Origin of the sequence: Bradyrhizobium aeschynomenes, assembly GCF_013178945.1 — a bacterium.
In the GTDB taxonomy this organism is placed as follows: Bacteria; Pseudomonadota; Alphaproteobacteria; order Rhizobiales; family Xanthobacteraceae; genus Bradyrhizobium; species Bradyrhizobium aeschynomenes.
Window position 1 is genome coordinate 555,492 of the sequence record NZ_JABFDM010000004.1, and the last position, 16,665, is coordinate 572,156.

16 protein-coding genes and 1 riboswitch are annotated in these 16,665 nt (G+C 65.3%); of the genes, 12 read left to right on the plus strand and 4 right to left on the minus strand.

The window, feature by feature from the left end:
- Positions 1-51: 51 nt before the first annotated feature.
- Positions 52-162, plus strand: coding sequence for a transporter (locus HL666_RS15420; RefSeq protein WP_246739100.1), 111 nt, complete (start codon positions 52-54; stop codon positions 160-162).
- Between the two features lie 33 nt (positions 163-195).
- On the opposite strand, the gene HL666_RS15425 is transcribed toward HL666_RS15420, so the two are convergent.
- On the minus strand, positions 196-564 hold the full coding sequence (locus tag HL666_RS15425) for a hypothetical protein (RefSeq protein WP_172110317.1): 369 nt from the start codon (positions 562-564) through the stop codon (positions 196-198).
- Between the two features lie 220 nt (positions 565-784).
- Positions 785-886: riboswitch (guanidine-I (ykkC/yxkD leader) on the plus strand.
- A gap of 75 nt (positions 887-961) precedes the next feature.
- Here HL666_RS15425 and HL666_RS15430 point away from each other — a divergent pair.
- The 6 genes from HL666_RS15430 (at position 962) to HL666_RS15455 (ending at position 6,102) form a co-directional block, all read left to right on the plus strand.
- Positions 962-2,032, plus strand: coding sequence for a putative urea ABC transporter substrate-binding protein (locus tag HL666_RS15430; RefSeq protein WP_172110316.1), 1,071 nt, complete (start codon positions 962-964; stop codon positions 2,030-2,032).
- Positions 2,033-2,237: 205 nt separating this feature from the next.
- On the plus strand, positions 2,238-3,059 hold the full coding sequence (locus tag HL666_RS15435) for an ABC transporter permease (RefSeq protein ID WP_172182250.1): 822 nt from the start codon (positions 2,238-2,240) through the stop codon (positions 3,057-3,059).
- Entirely contained in the window at positions 3,059-3,832 is a 774-nt protein-coding gene (locus tag HL666_RS15440) for an ABC transporter ATP-binding protein (protein ID WP_172182252.1), read from the plus strand. Before HL666_RS15435 ends, HL666_RS15440 begins: the two co-directional genes overlap by 1 nt.
- A gap of 30 nt (positions 3,833-3,862) precedes the next feature.
- Positions 3,863-5,068, plus strand: a complete 1,206-nt coding sequence (locus tag HL666_RS15445) for an agmatinase family protein (protein ID WP_172182254.1) — start codon at positions 3,863-3,865, stop codon at positions 5,066-5,068.
- A 134-nt stretch (positions 5,069-5,202) separates the two neighbouring features.
- The gene (locus tag HL666_RS15450; protein WP_172182322.1) at positions 5,203-5,580 is read left to right on the plus strand and encodes a hypothetical protein; all 378 of its coding nucleotides are present in this window, start codon (positions 5,203-5,205) and stop codon (positions 5,578-5,580) included.
- 105 nt (positions 5,581-5,685) lie between these two features.
- The gene (locus tag HL666_RS15455; RefSeq protein ID WP_172182256.1) at positions 5,686-6,102 is read left to right on the plus strand and encodes a DUF4231 domain-containing protein; all 417 of its coding nucleotides are present in this window, start codon (positions 5,686-5,688) and stop codon (positions 6,100-6,102) included.
- A gap of 1 nt (position 6,103) precedes the next feature.
- On the opposite strand, the gene HL666_RS15460 is transcribed toward HL666_RS15455, so the two are convergent.
- The gene (locus tag HL666_RS15460) at positions 6,104-7,021 is read right to left on the minus strand and encodes a helix-turn-helix transcriptional regulator (protein ID WP_172182258.1); all 918 of its coding nucleotides are present in this window, start codon (positions 7,019-7,021) and stop codon (positions 6,104-6,106) included.
- Between the two features lie 128 nt (positions 7,022-7,149).
- Here HL666_RS15460 and HL666_RS15465 point away from each other — a divergent pair, with 128 nt between their 5' ends.
- The 4 genes from HL666_RS15465 to boxB all read left to right on the plus strand — a co-directional run bounded on the left by HL666_RS15465 (position 7,150) and on the right by boxB (position 12,927).
- On the plus strand, positions 7,150-8,670 hold the full coding sequence (locus HL666_RS15465) for a benzoate-CoA ligase family protein (RefSeq protein WP_172110586.1): 1,521 nt from the start codon (positions 7,150-7,152) through the stop codon (positions 8,668-8,670).
- A gap of 139 nt (positions 8,671-8,809) precedes the next feature.
- A complete protein-coding gene (locus tag HL666_RS15470) occupies positions 8,810-9,607 on the plus strand; it encodes an alpha/beta fold hydrolase (protein WP_172110310.1) in 798 nt (265 codons plus the stop codon).
- Positions 9,608-9,710: 103 nt separating this feature from the next.
- Entirely contained in the window at positions 9,711-11,399 is a 1,689-nt protein-coding gene (gene boxC, locus HL666_RS15475; RefSeq protein ID WP_172182260.1) for a 2,3-epoxybenzoyl-CoA dihydrolase, read from the plus strand.
- A gap of 76 nt (positions 11,400-11,475) precedes the next feature.
- Positions 11,476-12,927, plus strand: coding sequence for a benzoyl-CoA 2,3-epoxidase subunit BoxB (gene boxB / locus HL666_RS15480; RefSeq protein ID WP_172182262.1), 1,452 nt, complete (start codon positions 11,476-11,478; stop codon positions 12,925-12,927).
- A 192-nt stretch (positions 12,928-13,119) separates the two neighbouring features.
- Here the strand turns inward: boxB and HL666_RS15485 are convergent, their stop codons facing one another.
- Together HL666_RS15485 and HL666_RS15490 are read right to left on the minus strand one after the other, a co-directional pair.
- On the minus strand, positions 13,120-13,929 hold the full coding sequence (locus HL666_RS15485) for an SDR family oxidoreductase (RefSeq protein ID WP_172182264.1): 810 nt from the start codon (positions 13,927-13,929) through the stop codon (positions 13,120-13,122).
- A gap of 116 nt (positions 13,930-14,045) precedes the next feature.
- Entirely contained in the window at positions 14,046-15,104 is a 1,059-nt protein-coding gene (locus tag HL666_RS15490; RefSeq protein ID WP_172134250.1) for a polysaccharide deacetylase family protein, read from the minus strand.
- 164 nt (positions 15,105-15,268) lie between these two features.
- Between HL666_RS15490 and HL666_RS15495 the strand changes: the two genes are divergently transcribed.
- Complete coding sequence (locus tag HL666_RS15495) at positions 15,269-16,663, plus strand: OmpA family protein (protein WP_172182266.1); 1,395 nt, start codon at positions 15,269-15,271, stop codon at positions 16,661-16,663.
- Positions 16,664-16,665: the final 2 nt, after the last annotated feature.

A 16,665-nucleotide genomic window follows, 5' to 3' on the forward strand; every position in this document is an offset into this window, starting at 1 on the left:
GTTGAGCAAATGCGTGCGCTTCATCTTCGATTGGAAGCACCGAGAAAAGCCGTGGCCGGTCTGCGCGGCTTCTGGTCCGATCACGCCGACCTTGAAACGGCGCTATGCATCGCCTTCATGCTGATCGTCGGGATCATCGTCAAGCTGACGCCGCCGGGCTAGACGCTGGGTGAACAGCGATCTCGCGAACCGCTCTTAGCGGTCGAACGGGATGTACTTCTGGTACTCCTTCGGCACCCGGCTTCGGTAGCGCGAGGGCACCGTGCCGCTGCGCAGGGAGTCCTCGACCTCCTTCCGGGTGGTCTTCGTCCGCTTCTTCGTCCTTGTCTTCGTCCCGGCCGCGTCGGCGGCGGGCTTTGTTTCGGCCGGCCTGGTCTCGGCCGGTTTGTCGCTCGCGGCCGCGGGGGCCGGGGCGGGTGCTGCTGCCGCGGGAGAGGGATTCGGTGTCGGCGAGGGAGTTGCGGCTGGTGCGTCCGCGGCGGGGGCGCTCTGCGCACGCGCCGTTGCAGACATCAAGCCCAGAGCCAGCAGGCTTGCCACGGCGATCCCAGACAACTTGAACATGACGAAGAGACTCCAAACCACGGTCGCGGATGTGCCGGCCTGATGAGGTCGCCTGCGTGAGCCCATCGGTTCATGCTCTCCTTGCATGGCCGCTGCCCCGCCATCAGCCTCATCGCCCAAGATGAATCCGGGCTGCCAGCTTTTTAAGCACAGGCTGCCGTGCGCTCTGTTGAATCGCAAGCGTTTTCCTCTGGCACGCGGCTTGCTGACCTCGATCGTCAGAGTTGGCAGCTAGGGTTCCGGTTCTCGATCGAGAACGCTGGTCCGAGAGCAGCCGCCAGGGGAGAGCCCTGGTGCACGGCGGGATAAAAACCCGGGAGACCTCAGTGGCCGCGCTTGGCAGGCTCGAGGTTGTGTTTGCCAGTCCGCAGGTCACAAAACCGATGAGGGACTGGACATGTTCAAAGCGCAGAAACTGTTTGTTGCACTGCTCGCGGCTTCGACGCTGGCGACCGCATCGCTGTCACCCGCTTACGCCGAGAAGAAAAAAGAATTCAACATCGCCTGGACGATCTATGTCGGCTGGATGCCGTGGCCCTATGCGGCGGAGTCCGGGATCGTCAAGAAATGGGCCGACAAATACGGCATCTCGATCAAGGTCACCCAGATCAACGACTACGTCGAGTCGATCAACCAGTACACCGCCGGCAAGTTCGACGGCGTGACCGTCACCAACATGGATGCGTTGACGATCCCGGCCGCCGGCGGCGTCGATACGTCGGCCATCATCATGGGCGATTACTCCAACGGCAATGACGGCGTCGTGCTGAAGAAGGGCAAGACCATGGCCGACATCAAGGGCCAGAAGGTCAATCTCGTCGAGCTCTCGGTGTCGCATTATCTGCTGGCGCGCGGTCTCGAAACCGTCAAGCTGTCCGAGAAGAACATCAAGACGGTCAACACGTCGGACGCAGATATCGTCGCCGCCGCGAAGTCGCCGGACACCACGGCCGTGGTCACCTGGAACCCGCAGCTTCTGGAAGTGAAGGCCGAGCCCGGCGCCACGCTGGTGTTCGACTCCAGCAAGATCCCCGGCGAGATCGAGGACCTCCTGGTCGTCAACACGCAGACACTCAAGGACAATCCGGAGCTCGGCAAGGCGCTGACCGGCATCTGGTACGAGACCATCGCGCTGATGAAGGACCAGAGCGAGAAGGGCAAGGCCGCACGCGAGGCGATGGCAAAACTCTCGGGCACCGATCTCGCGGGCTTCGAGACCCAGCTCAAGACCACCTTCATGTATTACGAGCCGAAGGATGCGCTCGCCTTCATGACCGGTCCGGAGTTGCCGAAGATCATGGATCACGTCCGCACCTTCTGCTTCGACCACAATCTGCTCGGCGAGAACGTGAAGTCGAAGGATGCGGTGGGCATATCGACGCCGTCGAAGGCGCTTGGCTCCACGACCAACGTCAAGCTGCGCTTCGATCCGACCTTCATGAAGATGGCGGCGGACGGGAAGCTCTAACCGGTCAATCGCCGCGCCACCAGCATCTACCCTCACCCTGAGGAGCCCGCCGCAGGCGGGCGTCTCGAAGGGCGAGGCCCGTGACGTGGCCTCATGGTTCGAGACGGCGCTACGCGCCTCCTCACCATGAGGAGGTACACCGGAGGTCGGCGCTGCACATTGACCTTGAGCAGCGTGCTCATTGGAGGATTGAGGGAGTCGTCTGATGCCGCGTGCGATGAATGTCGTTCCGAACCGCGGAAGTCGGCTGCTGCTGGCGTTGCTGCCGTTCCTGCTGATCGCGCTGATCTACGTCGTCGGCTCGGCGCAGCGGCGGGCCGACAATCCCGATGACAAGCTGCTGCCGCCGGTCTCGGAAATGGTCGCGACCTCGAAGCGGCTCGCGACCGAGCCCGACCGTCGCTCCGGCGATTACGTGCTGTGGTCGGACACGGCGGCGAGCCTGCAGCGCCTTGCGCTCGGCCTCGGCATCTCCGCGATCATCGGGCTCACGCTCGGGCTTGCGATTGGCCTGCTGCCGATCGCCGGCGCCGGCTTCGGCACCTTGGTCGCGGTGCTGTCGATGATCCCGCCGATGGCGGTGCTGCCGGTGTTGTTCATCGTGTTCGGCCTCGGTGAGCTCTCCAAGGTGGTACTGATCATCATCGGCGTCACGCCGACCTTGGTGCGTGACCTCTCGCTCGAGGTGCAGAACATGCCGCGCGAGCAGCTGATCAAGGCGCAGACGTTGGGTGCCTCCACCTGGCAGGTCGCGATCCGCGTGGTGCTGCCGCAGATCATGCCCCGTCTGATCCAGGGCCTGCGGCTGATGATCGGGCCGGCCTTCCTGTTCCTGATCTCGGCCGAGGCGATCGCCTCCGATGTCGGCCTCGGTTATCGCATCTTCCTGGTCCGTCGCTATCTGTCGATGGACGTGATCCTGCCTTACGTCGTCTGGATCACCTTGCTCGCCTACGTCTTCGACTACGCCCTGGTCTGGTTCGGCCGGCGCGTCTTTCCTTGGGCTTATGCGCAGGGGAGCCGCTGATGAGCACGCTGTCCTTCCGCAACGTCTGGGTCGAGTATGGCAATCAGGTCGTGCTCGAGCGCATCAATCTCGAGATCGCCTCTGGCACCTTTCTCTCGATCGTCGGTCCCTCCGGCGCCGGCAAAAGCACCTTTCTCCGCCTGATCCTCGGCCAGGAAAAGCCGAGCCAGGGCGCGGTGCTGCTCGACGGCCAGCCGTTTCCCGCCGAGCCCGGACCCGATCGCGGCATCGTGTTCCAGCGCTACTCGGTGTTCCCGCATCTGACCGTGCTCGGCAACGTCCTGCTCGGCTATGAGCTCGCTGCAAGCCCGTTCACGGCGCGGCTGTTCGGCTCGGCGCGCAAGGACGCGGTCGAGAAGAGCCGCGCGCTGATCGAGGCGGTCGGTCTCGGTTCTCACGCCGACAAATATCCCAGCGCGCTGTCCGGCGGCATGCAGCAGCGGCTCGCGATCGCGCAGGCGCTCGCCAAGCAGCCGCGCGTATTGCTGCTCGACGAGCCCTTCGGCGCGCTCGACCCCGGCACCCGCGCGCAGATGCATGCGCTGATCAAGCCGCTATGGCACGAGCACAAGACGACCATCGTCATGGTCACCCACGACATCAAGGAGGCGTTCGGCCTGGCGACGCGGCTGATCGCGCTCGACCGTCCGCGCAAGGATCCGCAGGCCCCTGAACGCTTCGGCGCGCGCATCACCTACGACCTCGATCTCACCCGCGACAGCGCGGTCCCCGTGCTCGGCTTCATCCGCGCCAGCGTGCACGTGGCACAATAACGACACCCAGAAGAAACGAAGGAGAACTCCATGTCATTCCCCGCCATGCGGCGCACCCGCCGTGCCGGTTTGCATCCGCAGCGCCAGAGCCTGCGCCGGCATCATCCGGACTTCGACAAGATGGCCACGCAGGGCTGGCAGGCGCTGGAGGCCGAGGGCAAGCTGCCGAGCAACGGTTGGCGCAAGGAGCGGCAATGGGCGCTCGACATGGGTCTGCCCGGCTCCGACAGCCTGACCGATCGCGACATCCCGACCTTCGCGCGCGGTGAGCTGCCGCATTTTGCCGGGATCAACACCTTCATGAAGGCGCCCTATGTCGAGAACGTCCGCGACGTCGGCAAGTACGACGCCGCCGTGATCGGCATCCCCTTCGATTCAGGCACCACCTATCGCCCTGGCACCCGCTTCGGGCCGCAGGGCATCCGCCGCATCTCCGCGCTCTACACGCCCTACAACTACGAGCTTGGTGTCGACCTGCGCGAGCAGATGACCCTGTGCGATGCCGGCGACGTCTTCACCATTCCCGCCAATCTCGAAAAGAGCTTCGACCAGATCAGCCGCGGCGTCGCGCATGTGTTCTCGTCGGGCGCGCTGCCGATCATGCTCGGCGGCGACCATTCGATCGGCTTTCCTTGCGTGCGTGGCATCGCGCAGTGCACCGACAAGAAGATCGGCATCATCCATTTCGACCGCCACATCGACATCCAGGAGAAGGATCTCGACGAGCGCATGCACACCACGCCCTGGTACTGGGCGACCAATTTGCCGAACGTGTCGCCGACCAACCTGGTGCAGCTCGGCATCGGCGGCTGGCAGGTGCCGCGCGAGGGCGTCGAGGTCGCGCGCAAGCGCAACACCAACGTGCTGACCATCGCCGACATCGAGAAGATCGGCCTGGAGAAGACTGCCGAGATCGCGCTGGAGCTGGCTTGGAAGGATGCCGACGCCGTCTACATCTCGTTCGACGTCGACTCCATCGATTGCGGCTTCGTGCCCGGCACCGGCTGGCCCGAGCCCGGCGGCTTCCTGCCGCGCGAGGCGTTGAAGCTGCTCGGCCTCGTCGCCGCCGAAGGCCTGTGCGGCCTCGAAGTGGTCGAGGTCTCGCCGCCCTACGACACCTCCGACATCACCGCCTTGATCGGCGTCCGCGTCGTCGTCGAGGCGCTCGGCTCGATGGTCGCGCACGGCAAGCTCGGCAGCCACAAGTCCATCATCAACAAGCCGGTCAGCTTCTGAGGTCCGCGATGCGCCATCATCACCACCATCACGGCCATCATCATGATCATGATCATGGTCATGACCATGATCACGACCACGATCATCCGCCGCATGGTCCCGGCCACAACCATCCGCATGGTCACCGCTCCCCGGTGCAGTGGCAGACGCCGCATCAGCCGGAAGGCGCCAAGCCCGCGCCGGTGGTCGAGCCCGATCTGGACAAGGTCGAAGCCGCCTTCGTCGACGGCTTCATCGCAGCTCCCGATCCGACCAGCTTCCTGCGGCTGGCGCGGGTGCCGTTCGAGATCCTGCGCGAGGGCGAGAGCCTGAAGCTGCTGCGCGTCGAGATCGACGCACTCACCGACGTCGGCAGCCTGACCCCGCATCTCGGCGGCAGCACCTTCCGCTACGATCCGCTGCCGTCGAACTTCATCTCGCGCCGCCGCCGCCTGCGCTTCGTCTATTTCGACGGAGCCGGCCTGACGCCGCTGACCTACGCGGAGCTGCGGGAGATCGAGACGCAGGGCTGATTCTCTCACATCGTTCTCCTCTTCGGCCGGTCTTGCTTGCGCGAGACCGGCCGTTGTCGTTGGATCGTCTCGCAATCCATGGGCGAACGGCTGGGGGAGCAAACGATGGCAAACGGGCATGGGCAGGAGAGCGGCGCGGATTTCGTCGCGCACACGCTGAACGACGCGCTGCGCTGGAGCGGCCGGGGGCAGAAGCTATGGAGCTTTGCCAACCACGGCTCGACGGTGTGCATCGTGGTGTTCAGCGCGATCGCCGCGGTGCTGTCGCAGACCAGCAGCGCCATCGTCGGCTTTGACCCGAAGACCGTCGCGACGGTGCTGTCGTTGTGCGTCACGATCATCTCGACGGTGCAGTCCAAGCTCGGCTTCGAGCGCAAATGGGTCGCCAACCGGCTGACCCACAGCGCGCTCAGTCGCCTGCTGCTCGACGAGAGGACCGGCGCCGACGTGCAGGACACCAAGGAGAAGCTGAAGACGATTCTCGAAGCCCACGATCGCGCGATCGCCGCGACCGGCGGGTAGCTCACCCCCGCGCGAACATCCGGGCTTCGTTGGCAATGACCGGCTTCACCGCCTCGCCGAGCCGCGCAGCCGCCGCATCCACCGACAGTCCGGCCGTATCCACCACCGCATTCGCCCGCGCATACAGCGGCTCGCGGCTGGCGAGAATGTTGCGCAGCTCGGCCATGGCGGAGCGGTCGTCGGCCATCGGCCGCAGGTCGCCTTGCTTGCGCACGCGCCCCATGTGCTCCTCGGGCTCGGCCTTGAGCCAGATCGTGTAGAACGCGTTGAGAATGAGATCGAAGGTGACGGGCTCGGAAACGATGCCGCCGCCGGTCGCCAGCACCATCAGCTCCTTCCGCGCGAGCAGCTGCACCAGTGCCGCCTGCTCCATGCGGCGAAAGCCTTCCTGTCCGTAGAGTGCGATGATCTCCGCGACAGACAAGCCATTCTGCCGCTCGATCTCCTTGTTGAGCTCGACGAAGCTCCAGCCGATCCGTTCGGCCAGCATCTTGCCGAGCGTCGACTTGCCGGCGCCGCGCAGGCCGATCAGGGCGATGCCGGAGAACGTGCGCCGCAGCGGGGCTGAGGCGCCGCCGGCGAGCAGGTCCTTCACCTGCGCGATCTGGCTCGGGCTCGCCTTCTTCAGGAGATCGCGGATGACCGGCCAGTCCGGCGACGGCTCGCCGCCGGGAATGATGTCGTCGAGCGGTGCGTTGATGGCGTTGGCGATGCGGCGCAGCAGCACGATCGAGACGTTGCCCTTGCCGCTTTCGAGCTGGGCAATGTAGCGCTCGGAAATGCCGGAGACCTCGGCCAGCACCTTGCGCGACATGCCGGCGAGGCCGCGCATCCGCCGCACCCGCTGGCCCAGCTGGTCGAGGAAATCGGTCTCGGCTGCGGATTGGCCGTCGCGCGGGGCGTCGCTGTCTGGCGTCATATCCCTGAGGTACTCTTTTGACTAGGAAACATAATGCCGGAGAGGATTGACAGCAAGCGATGTTGGTGGCCTTCTATGAATTATAATTCAAAAATCGGGGGAGGAACGCCGTGAAGTCGTACAATGCGGTGTCGTGGTTGCTCGACCGCAATGTCGAGGCGGGACGTGGCGAGAAGCTCGCCTATACGGACACGGTCTCCGAGCTGACCTATCGCGGCCTGCGAGAGCAGACCTGCCGCGTCGCCAACCTGCTGCGCCGCCTCGGCGTCCGCCGCGAGGAACGCGTGGCGATGATCATGCTCGACACGGTGGATTTTCCCGCGGTGTTCCTCGGCGCGATGCGCGCCGGCATCGTCCCGGTGCCGCTCAACACGCTGCTGACCTCGGAGCAGTACGCCTATGTGCTGGCCGACTGCCGCGCCCGCGTCCTGTTCGTCTCCGAGGCGCTGTATCCGGTGGTCAAAGACATCGTCGGGCGGATGCCGGATCTCGACTGCGTCGTGGTGTCCGGCGCGAACGCGTTCGGCCACAAGCTGCTGTCGGAAGAGCTCGCGCGCGAGAGCGATCAGTTCGACACCGTCGCCACCCACGAGGACGAGCCGGCGTTCTGGCTGTATTCGTCCGGCTCGACCGGCATGCCCAAGGGCGTGCGCCATCTCCATGGCAATCTCGCCGCAACGGCAGAGACCTACGCCAGCCAGGTGCTCGGCATCCGCGAGAGCGACGTCTGCCTTTCCGCCGCCAAGCTGTTCTTCGCCTATGGCCTCGGCAACGCGCTGACATTCCCGCTGTCGGTCGGCGCCACCACGATCCTCAACTCCGAGCGCCCGACGCCGGCCTTGATGTTCAAGCTGCTCAACCGCTACAACCCGACCATCTTCTACGGCGTGCCCACCCTGTTCGCGGCGATGCTGCACGATGAATCGCTGCGCCACGAAAAGGCAGGCAGCGCCTTGCGCATCTGCACCTCGGCCGGCGAGGCGCTGCCGGAATCCGTCGGCAATGCCTGGAAGGCGCGCTTCGGCGTCGACATTCTCGATGGCGTCGGCTCCACCGAGCTGCTGCACATCTTCCTGTCGAACGCGCCGGGCGATATCAAATACGGCTCTTCGGGGCGTCCCGTCCCGGGCTATCAGGTCCGCCTCGTCAACGAGGCCGGCGAGGGCGTGCCGGACGGCGAGGTCGGCGAGATGCTGGTGCATGCGCCGTCGGCCGGCGAGGGCTATTGGAATCAGCGCCACAAGACCCGTTCGACCTTCGAGGGCTACTGGACGCGCACCGGCGACAAATATGTCCGCGACGCCGAGGGGCGCTACACCTTCTGTGGCCGCTCCGACGACATGTTCAAGGTCTCCGGCATCTGGGTGTCGCCGTTCGAGGTCGAGAGCGCGCTGATCACGCATCCCTCGGTGCTGGAAGCCGCGGTCGTGCCGGAAGCCGATCCGGAAGGGCTGCTGAAGCCGAAGGCCTATGTGGTGCTGCGCCCGAGCGTCGATCGCGCGACGCTGCACGAGGCGCTGAAGGATCACGTCAAGCAGAAGATCGGCCCATGGAAGTACCCGCGCTGGATCGAGGTGGTGGACTCCTTACCGAAAACCGCCACCGGCAAGATCCAGCGCTTCAAGCTGCGCGAGGGAGCGAGTCAGTAGTTGGTCTTCCTGCCCGTGAGTTGGCCCTGCTGTTAGTTGTCGTCATGGCCGGGCTTGACCCGGCCATCCATCTCTCTGCGAGAAGGAAAGACGTGGATGCCCGGGTCAAGCCCGGGCATGACGAAGGAGAGAATAGCGCATGACGCTCGAAGCTAACGGCTTCCTCGCCATCGACGGCGCCTCACTCGAATATCGCTTGATCGGTCCGCAGCCATCCGGCGCCCCGTGCATCGTGCTGCTGCATGAAGGCCTCGGCTCCGTCGGCCTGTGGGGCGATTTTCCCGACAAGCTGCAATCCGCCACCGGCGCCTCCGTGTTCGCCTATTCCCGTGCCGGCTACGGCGCCTCCACCCCGGTGACCCTGCCGCGCCCGCTCGACTACATGCAGCGCGAGGCGCACGATGTGCTGCCGAAACTGCTCGACCTCATTGGCTTCCAGCGCGGTTTGCTCGTCGGCCATTCCGATGGCGCGTCGATCGCCGCGATCTATGCCGGCAGCCAAGCCGACCATCGCCTCGACGGCATCGTGCTGATCGCCCCCCATGTCGTCGTCGAGGACGTCTCGGTGGCGTCCATCGCCGCGATCAAGACGGCCTACGAAACCACCGAGCTGCGCGCCAAGCTCGCGCGCTGGCACAAGGACGTCGACAACGCGTTCCATGGCTGGAACGGCGCCTGGCTCGATCCGGCGTTCCGCGCCTGGGACATCACCGGCGATCTCGCCTACATCCGCGTCCCCGTGGCCGTGATCCAGGGTGTCGACGATCAGTACGGCACCGTCCGCCAGGTCGAGATCATCCAGGAGGAATGCTACTGCCCGGTCGAAGTGACCATGCTGCCGGAGACCGGCCATTCCCCGCATCGCGAGGCGCCCGAGGCCACCTTGCGGGTTATCGCCGAGTTCGCGGTCGCCACCTTGCCCGCGCCGGGCTCATGAACATGAAATAAAATGCATGTTTCGCCATTTTTACGTAGACGTCCGAAAGAACATGCATTATTTTACATCTCAACGATAAAGCACTCCAACGTAAGGGTGACTCATGGCCGGGGAAGACCGCGTGCTCGCGGGAGGCAAGACGTTCATCGATTTCCAGACCGATCCCTCCCGCTACAAGCATTGGAAGCTCTCGATCGACGGCGAGGTGGCGACGCTCGCGATGGACGTCGACGAGAATGGCGGCCTGTTCGAGGGTTACCAGCTCAAGCTGAATTCCTATGATCTCGGCGTCGACATCGAATTGGCGGATGCCGTGCAGCGGCTGCGTTTCGAGCACCCAGAGGTCAAGGTCGTGGTGCTGCGCTCGGCCAAGCCGCGCGTGTTCTGCGCCGGCGCCAATATCCGCATGCTCGCGGGCGCCACCCATGCCCACAAGGTCAACTTCTGCAAGTTCACCAACGAGACCCGCAACGGCTTCGAGGATTCATCCGAGAATTCCGGCCAGCGCTTCATCACCGTCGTGAACGGCACGGCCGCCGGCGGCGGCTATGAGCTCGCGCTCGCCACCGACCACATCATCCTCGCCGATGACGGCTCGTCCTCCGTGTCGCTGCCGGAGGTGCCGCTGCTCGCCGTGCTGCCCGGCACCGGCGGCCTCACCCGCGTCGTCGACAAGCGCAAGGTCCGCCGTGACCGTGCGGACGCGTTTTGCACCACGGAGGAGGGCGTCAAGGGCAAGCGCGCCGTGCAGTGGCGCCTGGTCGACGAGATCGCGCCGAATTCCAAGGTCGATGCCAAGGTCGCCGAGCGCGCCAAGGAGTTCGCGGCCACGTCCAAGCGCAACGCCAGCGGAAAGGGCGTTCAGTTGACGCCGCTCAAGCGAGTGATCGACGCGTCGAGCGTGCGCTACGGCTTCGTCAATGTCGACATCGACCGTGCCGCCCGCATCGCCACGATCACCATCTCGGCTCCCGAGGCCGCGCCCCCGACCGACATCGACGGCATGATCGGGCAGGGCGCCGCGTTCTGGCCGCTGCAGGTCGCGCGCGAGCTCGATGACGCCATCCTGCATCTGCGCATCAACGAGCTCGGCATCGCCATGCTCGTGTTCAAGTCGCATGGCGACCGCGCCCAGGTGCTGGCGCACGACGCCTTCCTGGAGGCCAACAAGGCGCACTGGCTGGTCAACGAGATCAGGCACTATTGGAAGCGCGTGCTCAAGCGCATCGACGTGACGTCGCGCACGCTGGTGACCCTGGTCGAGCCCGGCTCCTGCTTCGCCGGCACCTTGGCCGAGCTCGTGTTCGCCTCGGACCGTTCCTACATGCTGATCGGCACCATCCAGGGCGACAACCGCCCAGCGCCGGCGATCGAATTGTCGGCGGTGAATTTCGGTCCCTATCCGATGAGCCATGGCCTGACGCGGCTGGAATCGCGCTTCCTCGCCGATCCCGCTGATCTCGATCGTGTGCGCGAGAATGTCGGCAAACCGCTGGAGGCCGAGGAGGCCGAAGAGCTCGGCCTCGTCACCTTCGCGCTCGACGACATCGACTGGGAGGACGAGATCCGCGTCTTCTTCGAGGAGCGCGCCAGCTTCTCGCCGGACAGCCTCACCGGTCTCGAAGCCAATCTGCGCTTCGCCGGTCCCGAGACGATGGAATCGAAGATCTTCGCCCGCCTCACCGCCTGGCAGAACTGGATCTTCCAGCGTCCCAACGCGGTCGGTGAGGAAGGCGCACTCCGGCGCTACGGCACCGGCGAGCGGCCGCAATACGACATGACGCGCGTATAGTTCTCATCAGTCATGGCCGGGCGTGACCCGGCCATCCACGAGCGACGCAGCTCGAACGAATTCAGGGAGGCACGCCATGAACATGAACATCATGAACGTCGACTACTCGACCAAGATTCCGAACAACGTGAATCTCGCCGAGGACCGCCAGGTCCTCAAGGCGCTGGAAGGCTGGCATCCCGGCTACGTCGACTGGTGGAACGACATGGGCCCGGAGGGCTTTCAGCAGTCGCTGGTCTACCTGCGCACGGCCTATTCCGTCGATCCGCGCGGCTGGGCCAAGTTCGACTACGTCAAGATGCCCGACTACCGCTGGGGTATTCTGCTGGCTCCCCAGGAAGAGGACCGCAAGATTCCGTTCGGCGAGCACTATGGCGAGCCCGCGTGGCAGGAGGTCCCCGGCGAATATCGCGCGCTGATGCGCCGCCTGATCGTGATCCAGGGCGACACCGAGCCGGCCTCCGTCGAGCAGCAGCGCCATCTCGGCAAGACCGCTCCGTCGCTCTACGACATGCGCAACCTGTTCCAGGTCAACGTCGAGGAGGGCCGTCACCTCTGGGCGATGGTCTACCTGCTGCAGAAATATTTCGGCCGCGACGGCCGCGAGGAAGCCGACGAGCTCTTGCGCCGCCGCTCGGGCGATGCGGACAGCCCACGCATGCTCGGCGCCTTCAACGAGAAGACGCCGGACTGGCTGTCCTTCTTCATGTTCACCTACTTCACCGACCGCGACGGCAAGATGCAGCTGCACTCACTCGCGCAGTCCGGCTTCGATCCGCTGTCGCGCACCTGCCGCTTCATGCTGACCGAAGAGGCGCACCACATGTTCGTCGGCGAGACCGGCGTCGGCCGCGTCATCCAGCGCACCGTCGATGCGATGCGCTCCGCCGGCATCGATGATCCCACCGATATCGCCAAGGTGCGCGCGCTCGGCGTCATCGACCTGCCGACGATCCAGAAGAAGCTGAATCTGCACTACACGCTGTCGCTCGATCTGTTCGGCTCGGAGGTCTCGACCAACGCGGCGAACGCCTTCAACGCCGGCATCAAGGGCCGCTACCACGAGACCCAGATCCAGGACGACCACCAGCTCAAGAACTCGACCTATCCGGTGCTCAAACTGGTCGATGGCGAGATCAAGCGGGTCGACGAGCCGGCCTTGACCGCACTCAACATGCGCCTGCGCGACGACTACTCGCAGGACTGCATCAAGGGTCTGTTGCGCTGGAACAAGATCATCACCACGGCCGGCTACGACTTCGAGCTGAAGCTGCCGCATACCGCTTTCCACCGCGCGATCGGCGAGTTCAAGGACGTCCATGCGACGCCCGACGGCATCCTGATCGACGCGGGCACCTGGCAGAAGCGCAAGGGCGACTGGCTGCCCTCGGCCGACGACGGCGCCTACATCTCCTCGCTGATGAAGCCGGTGACGGAAATCGGCGAATACGCCTCCTGGATCGCCCCGCCCAAGGTCGGCATCGACAACAAGCCGGGCGATTTCGAGTACGTGAAGATCGAGACCTGATCCTCGACCCAGGTGTCGTCCCGGGCAAGCCTGACGCCGCGCCAGCAGCGTCAGGCGCCGACCCGGGACCCATACCGCGTGATGTCGCGGTATGAGCACGGTGGCAATGCCCTACGCCTACCACTGCCGGCGGTGGCTATGGGTCCCTGCGTTCGCAGGGACGACACCGTTGGTGGAGCGACGGCTTCGGCCTCAGCTATCCCAGCCCGCGCCCGGAATGCCCGGGTTGGCGTACACGATGCCTCCGTCGACGGCGATCGTATTCCCCACCACGTAGTCCCCTGCGCGCGACGCGAGGAAGATGGCCGTCCCCGCCATGTCCTCGTCAGTGCCGATGCGGCCCGCGGGAACGCGCGCGGCGACCTCGTCGGCATTGTCGCGCGCCGCCTTGTTCATGTCGGACTTGAACGGGCCCGGTGCGATCGCCGTCACCACGATGTGGTCCTTGATCAGCTTCGCCGCCATGCGCCGCGTCAGATGGATCAGGCCGGACTTGCTCGCCGCATAGGAATAGGTCTCCAGCGGATTGACGAAGATGCCGTCGATCGAGGCGATATTGATCACCTTGGCCGGCCGCTCGGCGCTCGCCGCCGCGCGTAAGGGAGCCGCCAGCGCCTTGGTCAGGAAGAACGGCGTCTTCAGGTTCAGATTCATCACCTTGTCCCAGCCGCTCTCCGGGAATTCGTCGAAGTCGGCGCCCCACGCCGCGCCGGCATTGTTGACGAGGATGTCGAGCTTGGGCTCGCGCTTCGTGATCTCGGCGGCCAGCATGTCGATGCCGGTCATGGTCGAGATGTCGATCGGCAGCGCGATGCATTCGCCGCCAAATTCGGCCGTCAGCGCCTTCGCGGTCTCCTCGCACGGACCGGCCTTGCGCGCGGTGATGTAGACCCGCGCCGCGCCATGCGCGAGCAGGCCGGAGGCGATCATCCTGCCGATGCCGCGCGAGCCGCCGGTGACGAGCGCGATGCGTCCTTCGAGCGAGAACAGATTGTTGAGCATGGTGCCTCCCTTTCCTTATGTCGTGCGCTTGTGGGCAGGACGCGCCGGCACTGTCAAGTGAGACGCAGTCGCGCGAATGAGCCGAAATTCGGCCGGAGGAGGGCGTGAAGGCGGCCTTACGCCGCGTCGATGCGGCGGAAGCCGTTCCACATCGCGGTCGCCGCGCCGGAGGTCAGCACCGGCAGCACGCGGGCATCCTGGTAGTGCCCGTTCAACGAGACACGCGATAGAGCGGTGAGATGATCGGCGCTCTCTGCGAAGATCATGCCGGGCCGCGTCGTCACCGCAGTCTTGTAGCCGCTCGCCGCGGCCAGCACGAATTCCCGCTGCGCCGCGGCGGCGCGATCGCCGTAGGGATAGGCCATGTGCAGCACGGATCGCTGCAACTCGGTCTCGATCCGCGTCCGGCTTTCGGCAATCTCGATCCTCGCCGTCTCCTCGCTCTGCTTGGCGAGATTGCAGTGGCTGATCGAATGCGCGCCGATCGAGACGAGCGGCTCGGCCGACAGCGCCTTCAACTCGTCCCAGGACATGCAGAGTTCGCGGCAGATCGAGGCTTCGTCGATGCCGTTCCTGGCGCAGAGCGCGCCGATCTCGCGTTGGATGTCGTGGTCCCCGGGCAACGACCGCAGCCAGTCGTGCAGGCGCTGGAACGTCACGCATTTGGCTGCCGGCGTCGATGCATCGAGCCGCAGCGCAAGGCCGCCGATCTCGATCTCGATCGTCTCGGCCTTCGCGACGACGAGCTCGAGCGCCACCCACCACAGCCGTCCGCGGCCTTCTGCGAAGTCGCTCGTCACATAGATCGTGAACGGCGCCGCGAATTCGCGCATCACAGGCAGGGCGTAGTCGCGGTTGTCGCGATAGCCGTCGTCGAAGGTGAAGCAGGCAAAGCGGCGCGCGAAATTGCGCTCCACCAGCCGGTGGTGCAACTCGTCGAGCGTGATGATCTCGATGTCGTGGTCGCGCAGATGCGACAGCATCTCGCGGAGGAATTCGGGGGTGACTTCCAGATGACAATTGGGCTGGAAATCGTCGTCGCGCCGCGGCCGCACGTGATGCAGCGTATAGATCGCGCCGACGCCTGAGAAAATTGGTCGCAGCCAGACATGCGCGCCGCTGAGATACAGCGCTTCCAGGCCGGCGCGGATAAAGGTTTTGCGAAATCGCCTCATCTGAAATAAGCGGCCCGGTGGATGTCGGGACAAGGTTACCGACGAATGATTGAACAAACCCTTAGCCTCCGGTCGAAACGTACCGGAGGGCCGCGATGATTTCCGGTTTGACAGGCCCGCAAGGGTTTGTTTTCTCTCTGCTTCCTCGATGCGACGGATGACGAATGCGCGGACTTTTCAGGTGGAGCGGCAAATGGTGGCCCGGCGTCATCCCGCTGATCGTGCTTTGGGGCTTTGCCGCCTGGACCAGCACCGTTCCGCTGGAAAATGATCTCGCGGGCCGCAGTTCGGCCGCACTCAAGGGAGCCGTTCTCGACAAGACCAGCATCGCCGTCGACGGCCGCGACGTCTCGCTGCGCGCCGACGCGTTTTCCGAGGCCGGACGTCGTGATGCGGTGTCTGCGGTCGATGCCGTGGCCGGCGTGCGGCTCGTCAACGACCAGACCCGGCTGGTGCCCGAGGCCAAGCCGTTCGTGTGGTCGGCCGAGCGCGACGTCGTGCGCGTGACCCTGGCCGGCAGCGCGCCGCTGCCGGCGCTCAAGGGGAGGCTGATGGAGGCGACGCGTGCGGCGCTTCCGGGCGTCGAGGTCGCGGACCAGATGGGTCTGGCCCGCGGCGCGCCGCCGCGCTTCGAGGATGCGGCGCTGCTGCTGATCGGCCAGATCGGCAAGCTGAAGGACGGCCGGTTCACGATCTCGGACGGCGACGTCACGCTGACCGGCATGGCCCGCGAGCTCGGCGGCCGCGAAGCGCTCGCCGCCGCGCTCGGCAAGCTGCCGGACGGCTTCAAGGTCGCCAATAACGAGGTCAAGGCGCCGCCCTACATCTTCCAGGCCTACAAGGATCCGGTCGCGGTCACCGTGACGCTCGCCGGCAACGTGCCCGACGAGAACATCCATGCCGTCGTGGTCGGCTCGTCCTCGCGCAAGTTCTTCAACGAGAAGGTCGTCGACAATCTCAAGAACAGCGTCGGTGCGCCGACGAATTTCGTGAACGCGGTGGTGCCGGCGCTCGGCGCGCTGTCGCGGCTGTCGACCGGCACGCTGGTGGTCTCGGATCGCGACATCAAGATTTCCGGCGATGCGCTCTACGACGCCGCCGCCGCCCAGATCCGGACGGGGCTCGCCAAGGAGGTCCCGCAGGGCTGGCAGGTCAAGGCGGAGATCACGGTCAAGCCGGCCGCAGCCCCGGTCGACCCGACGGTGTGCCAGCAGCTGTTCACGAACGTGCTCGGCAAGGCCAAGATCCGCTTCGAGACCGGCCGCAGCGACCTCGACCGGGATTCCACCGGCTTGCTGGACCGCATGGTCGAGATCGCCTTCCGCTGCCCCGCCGCCAATGTCGAGATCATCGGCCACACCGACGGCGAGGGCGATGCGGCTGCAAATCAGGTGCTTTCGCAGAAGCGCGCCCAGGCCGTGGTCGACTACCTGACCAGGGCCGGGCTGCCGGCCGACCGCTTCTCCGCGATCGGCTATGGCAGCACTCAGCCGGTTGCGTCGAACGACACCGGCGACGGCCGGGCGCAGAACCGGCGCATCGAATTCGTGGTGAGGTGACG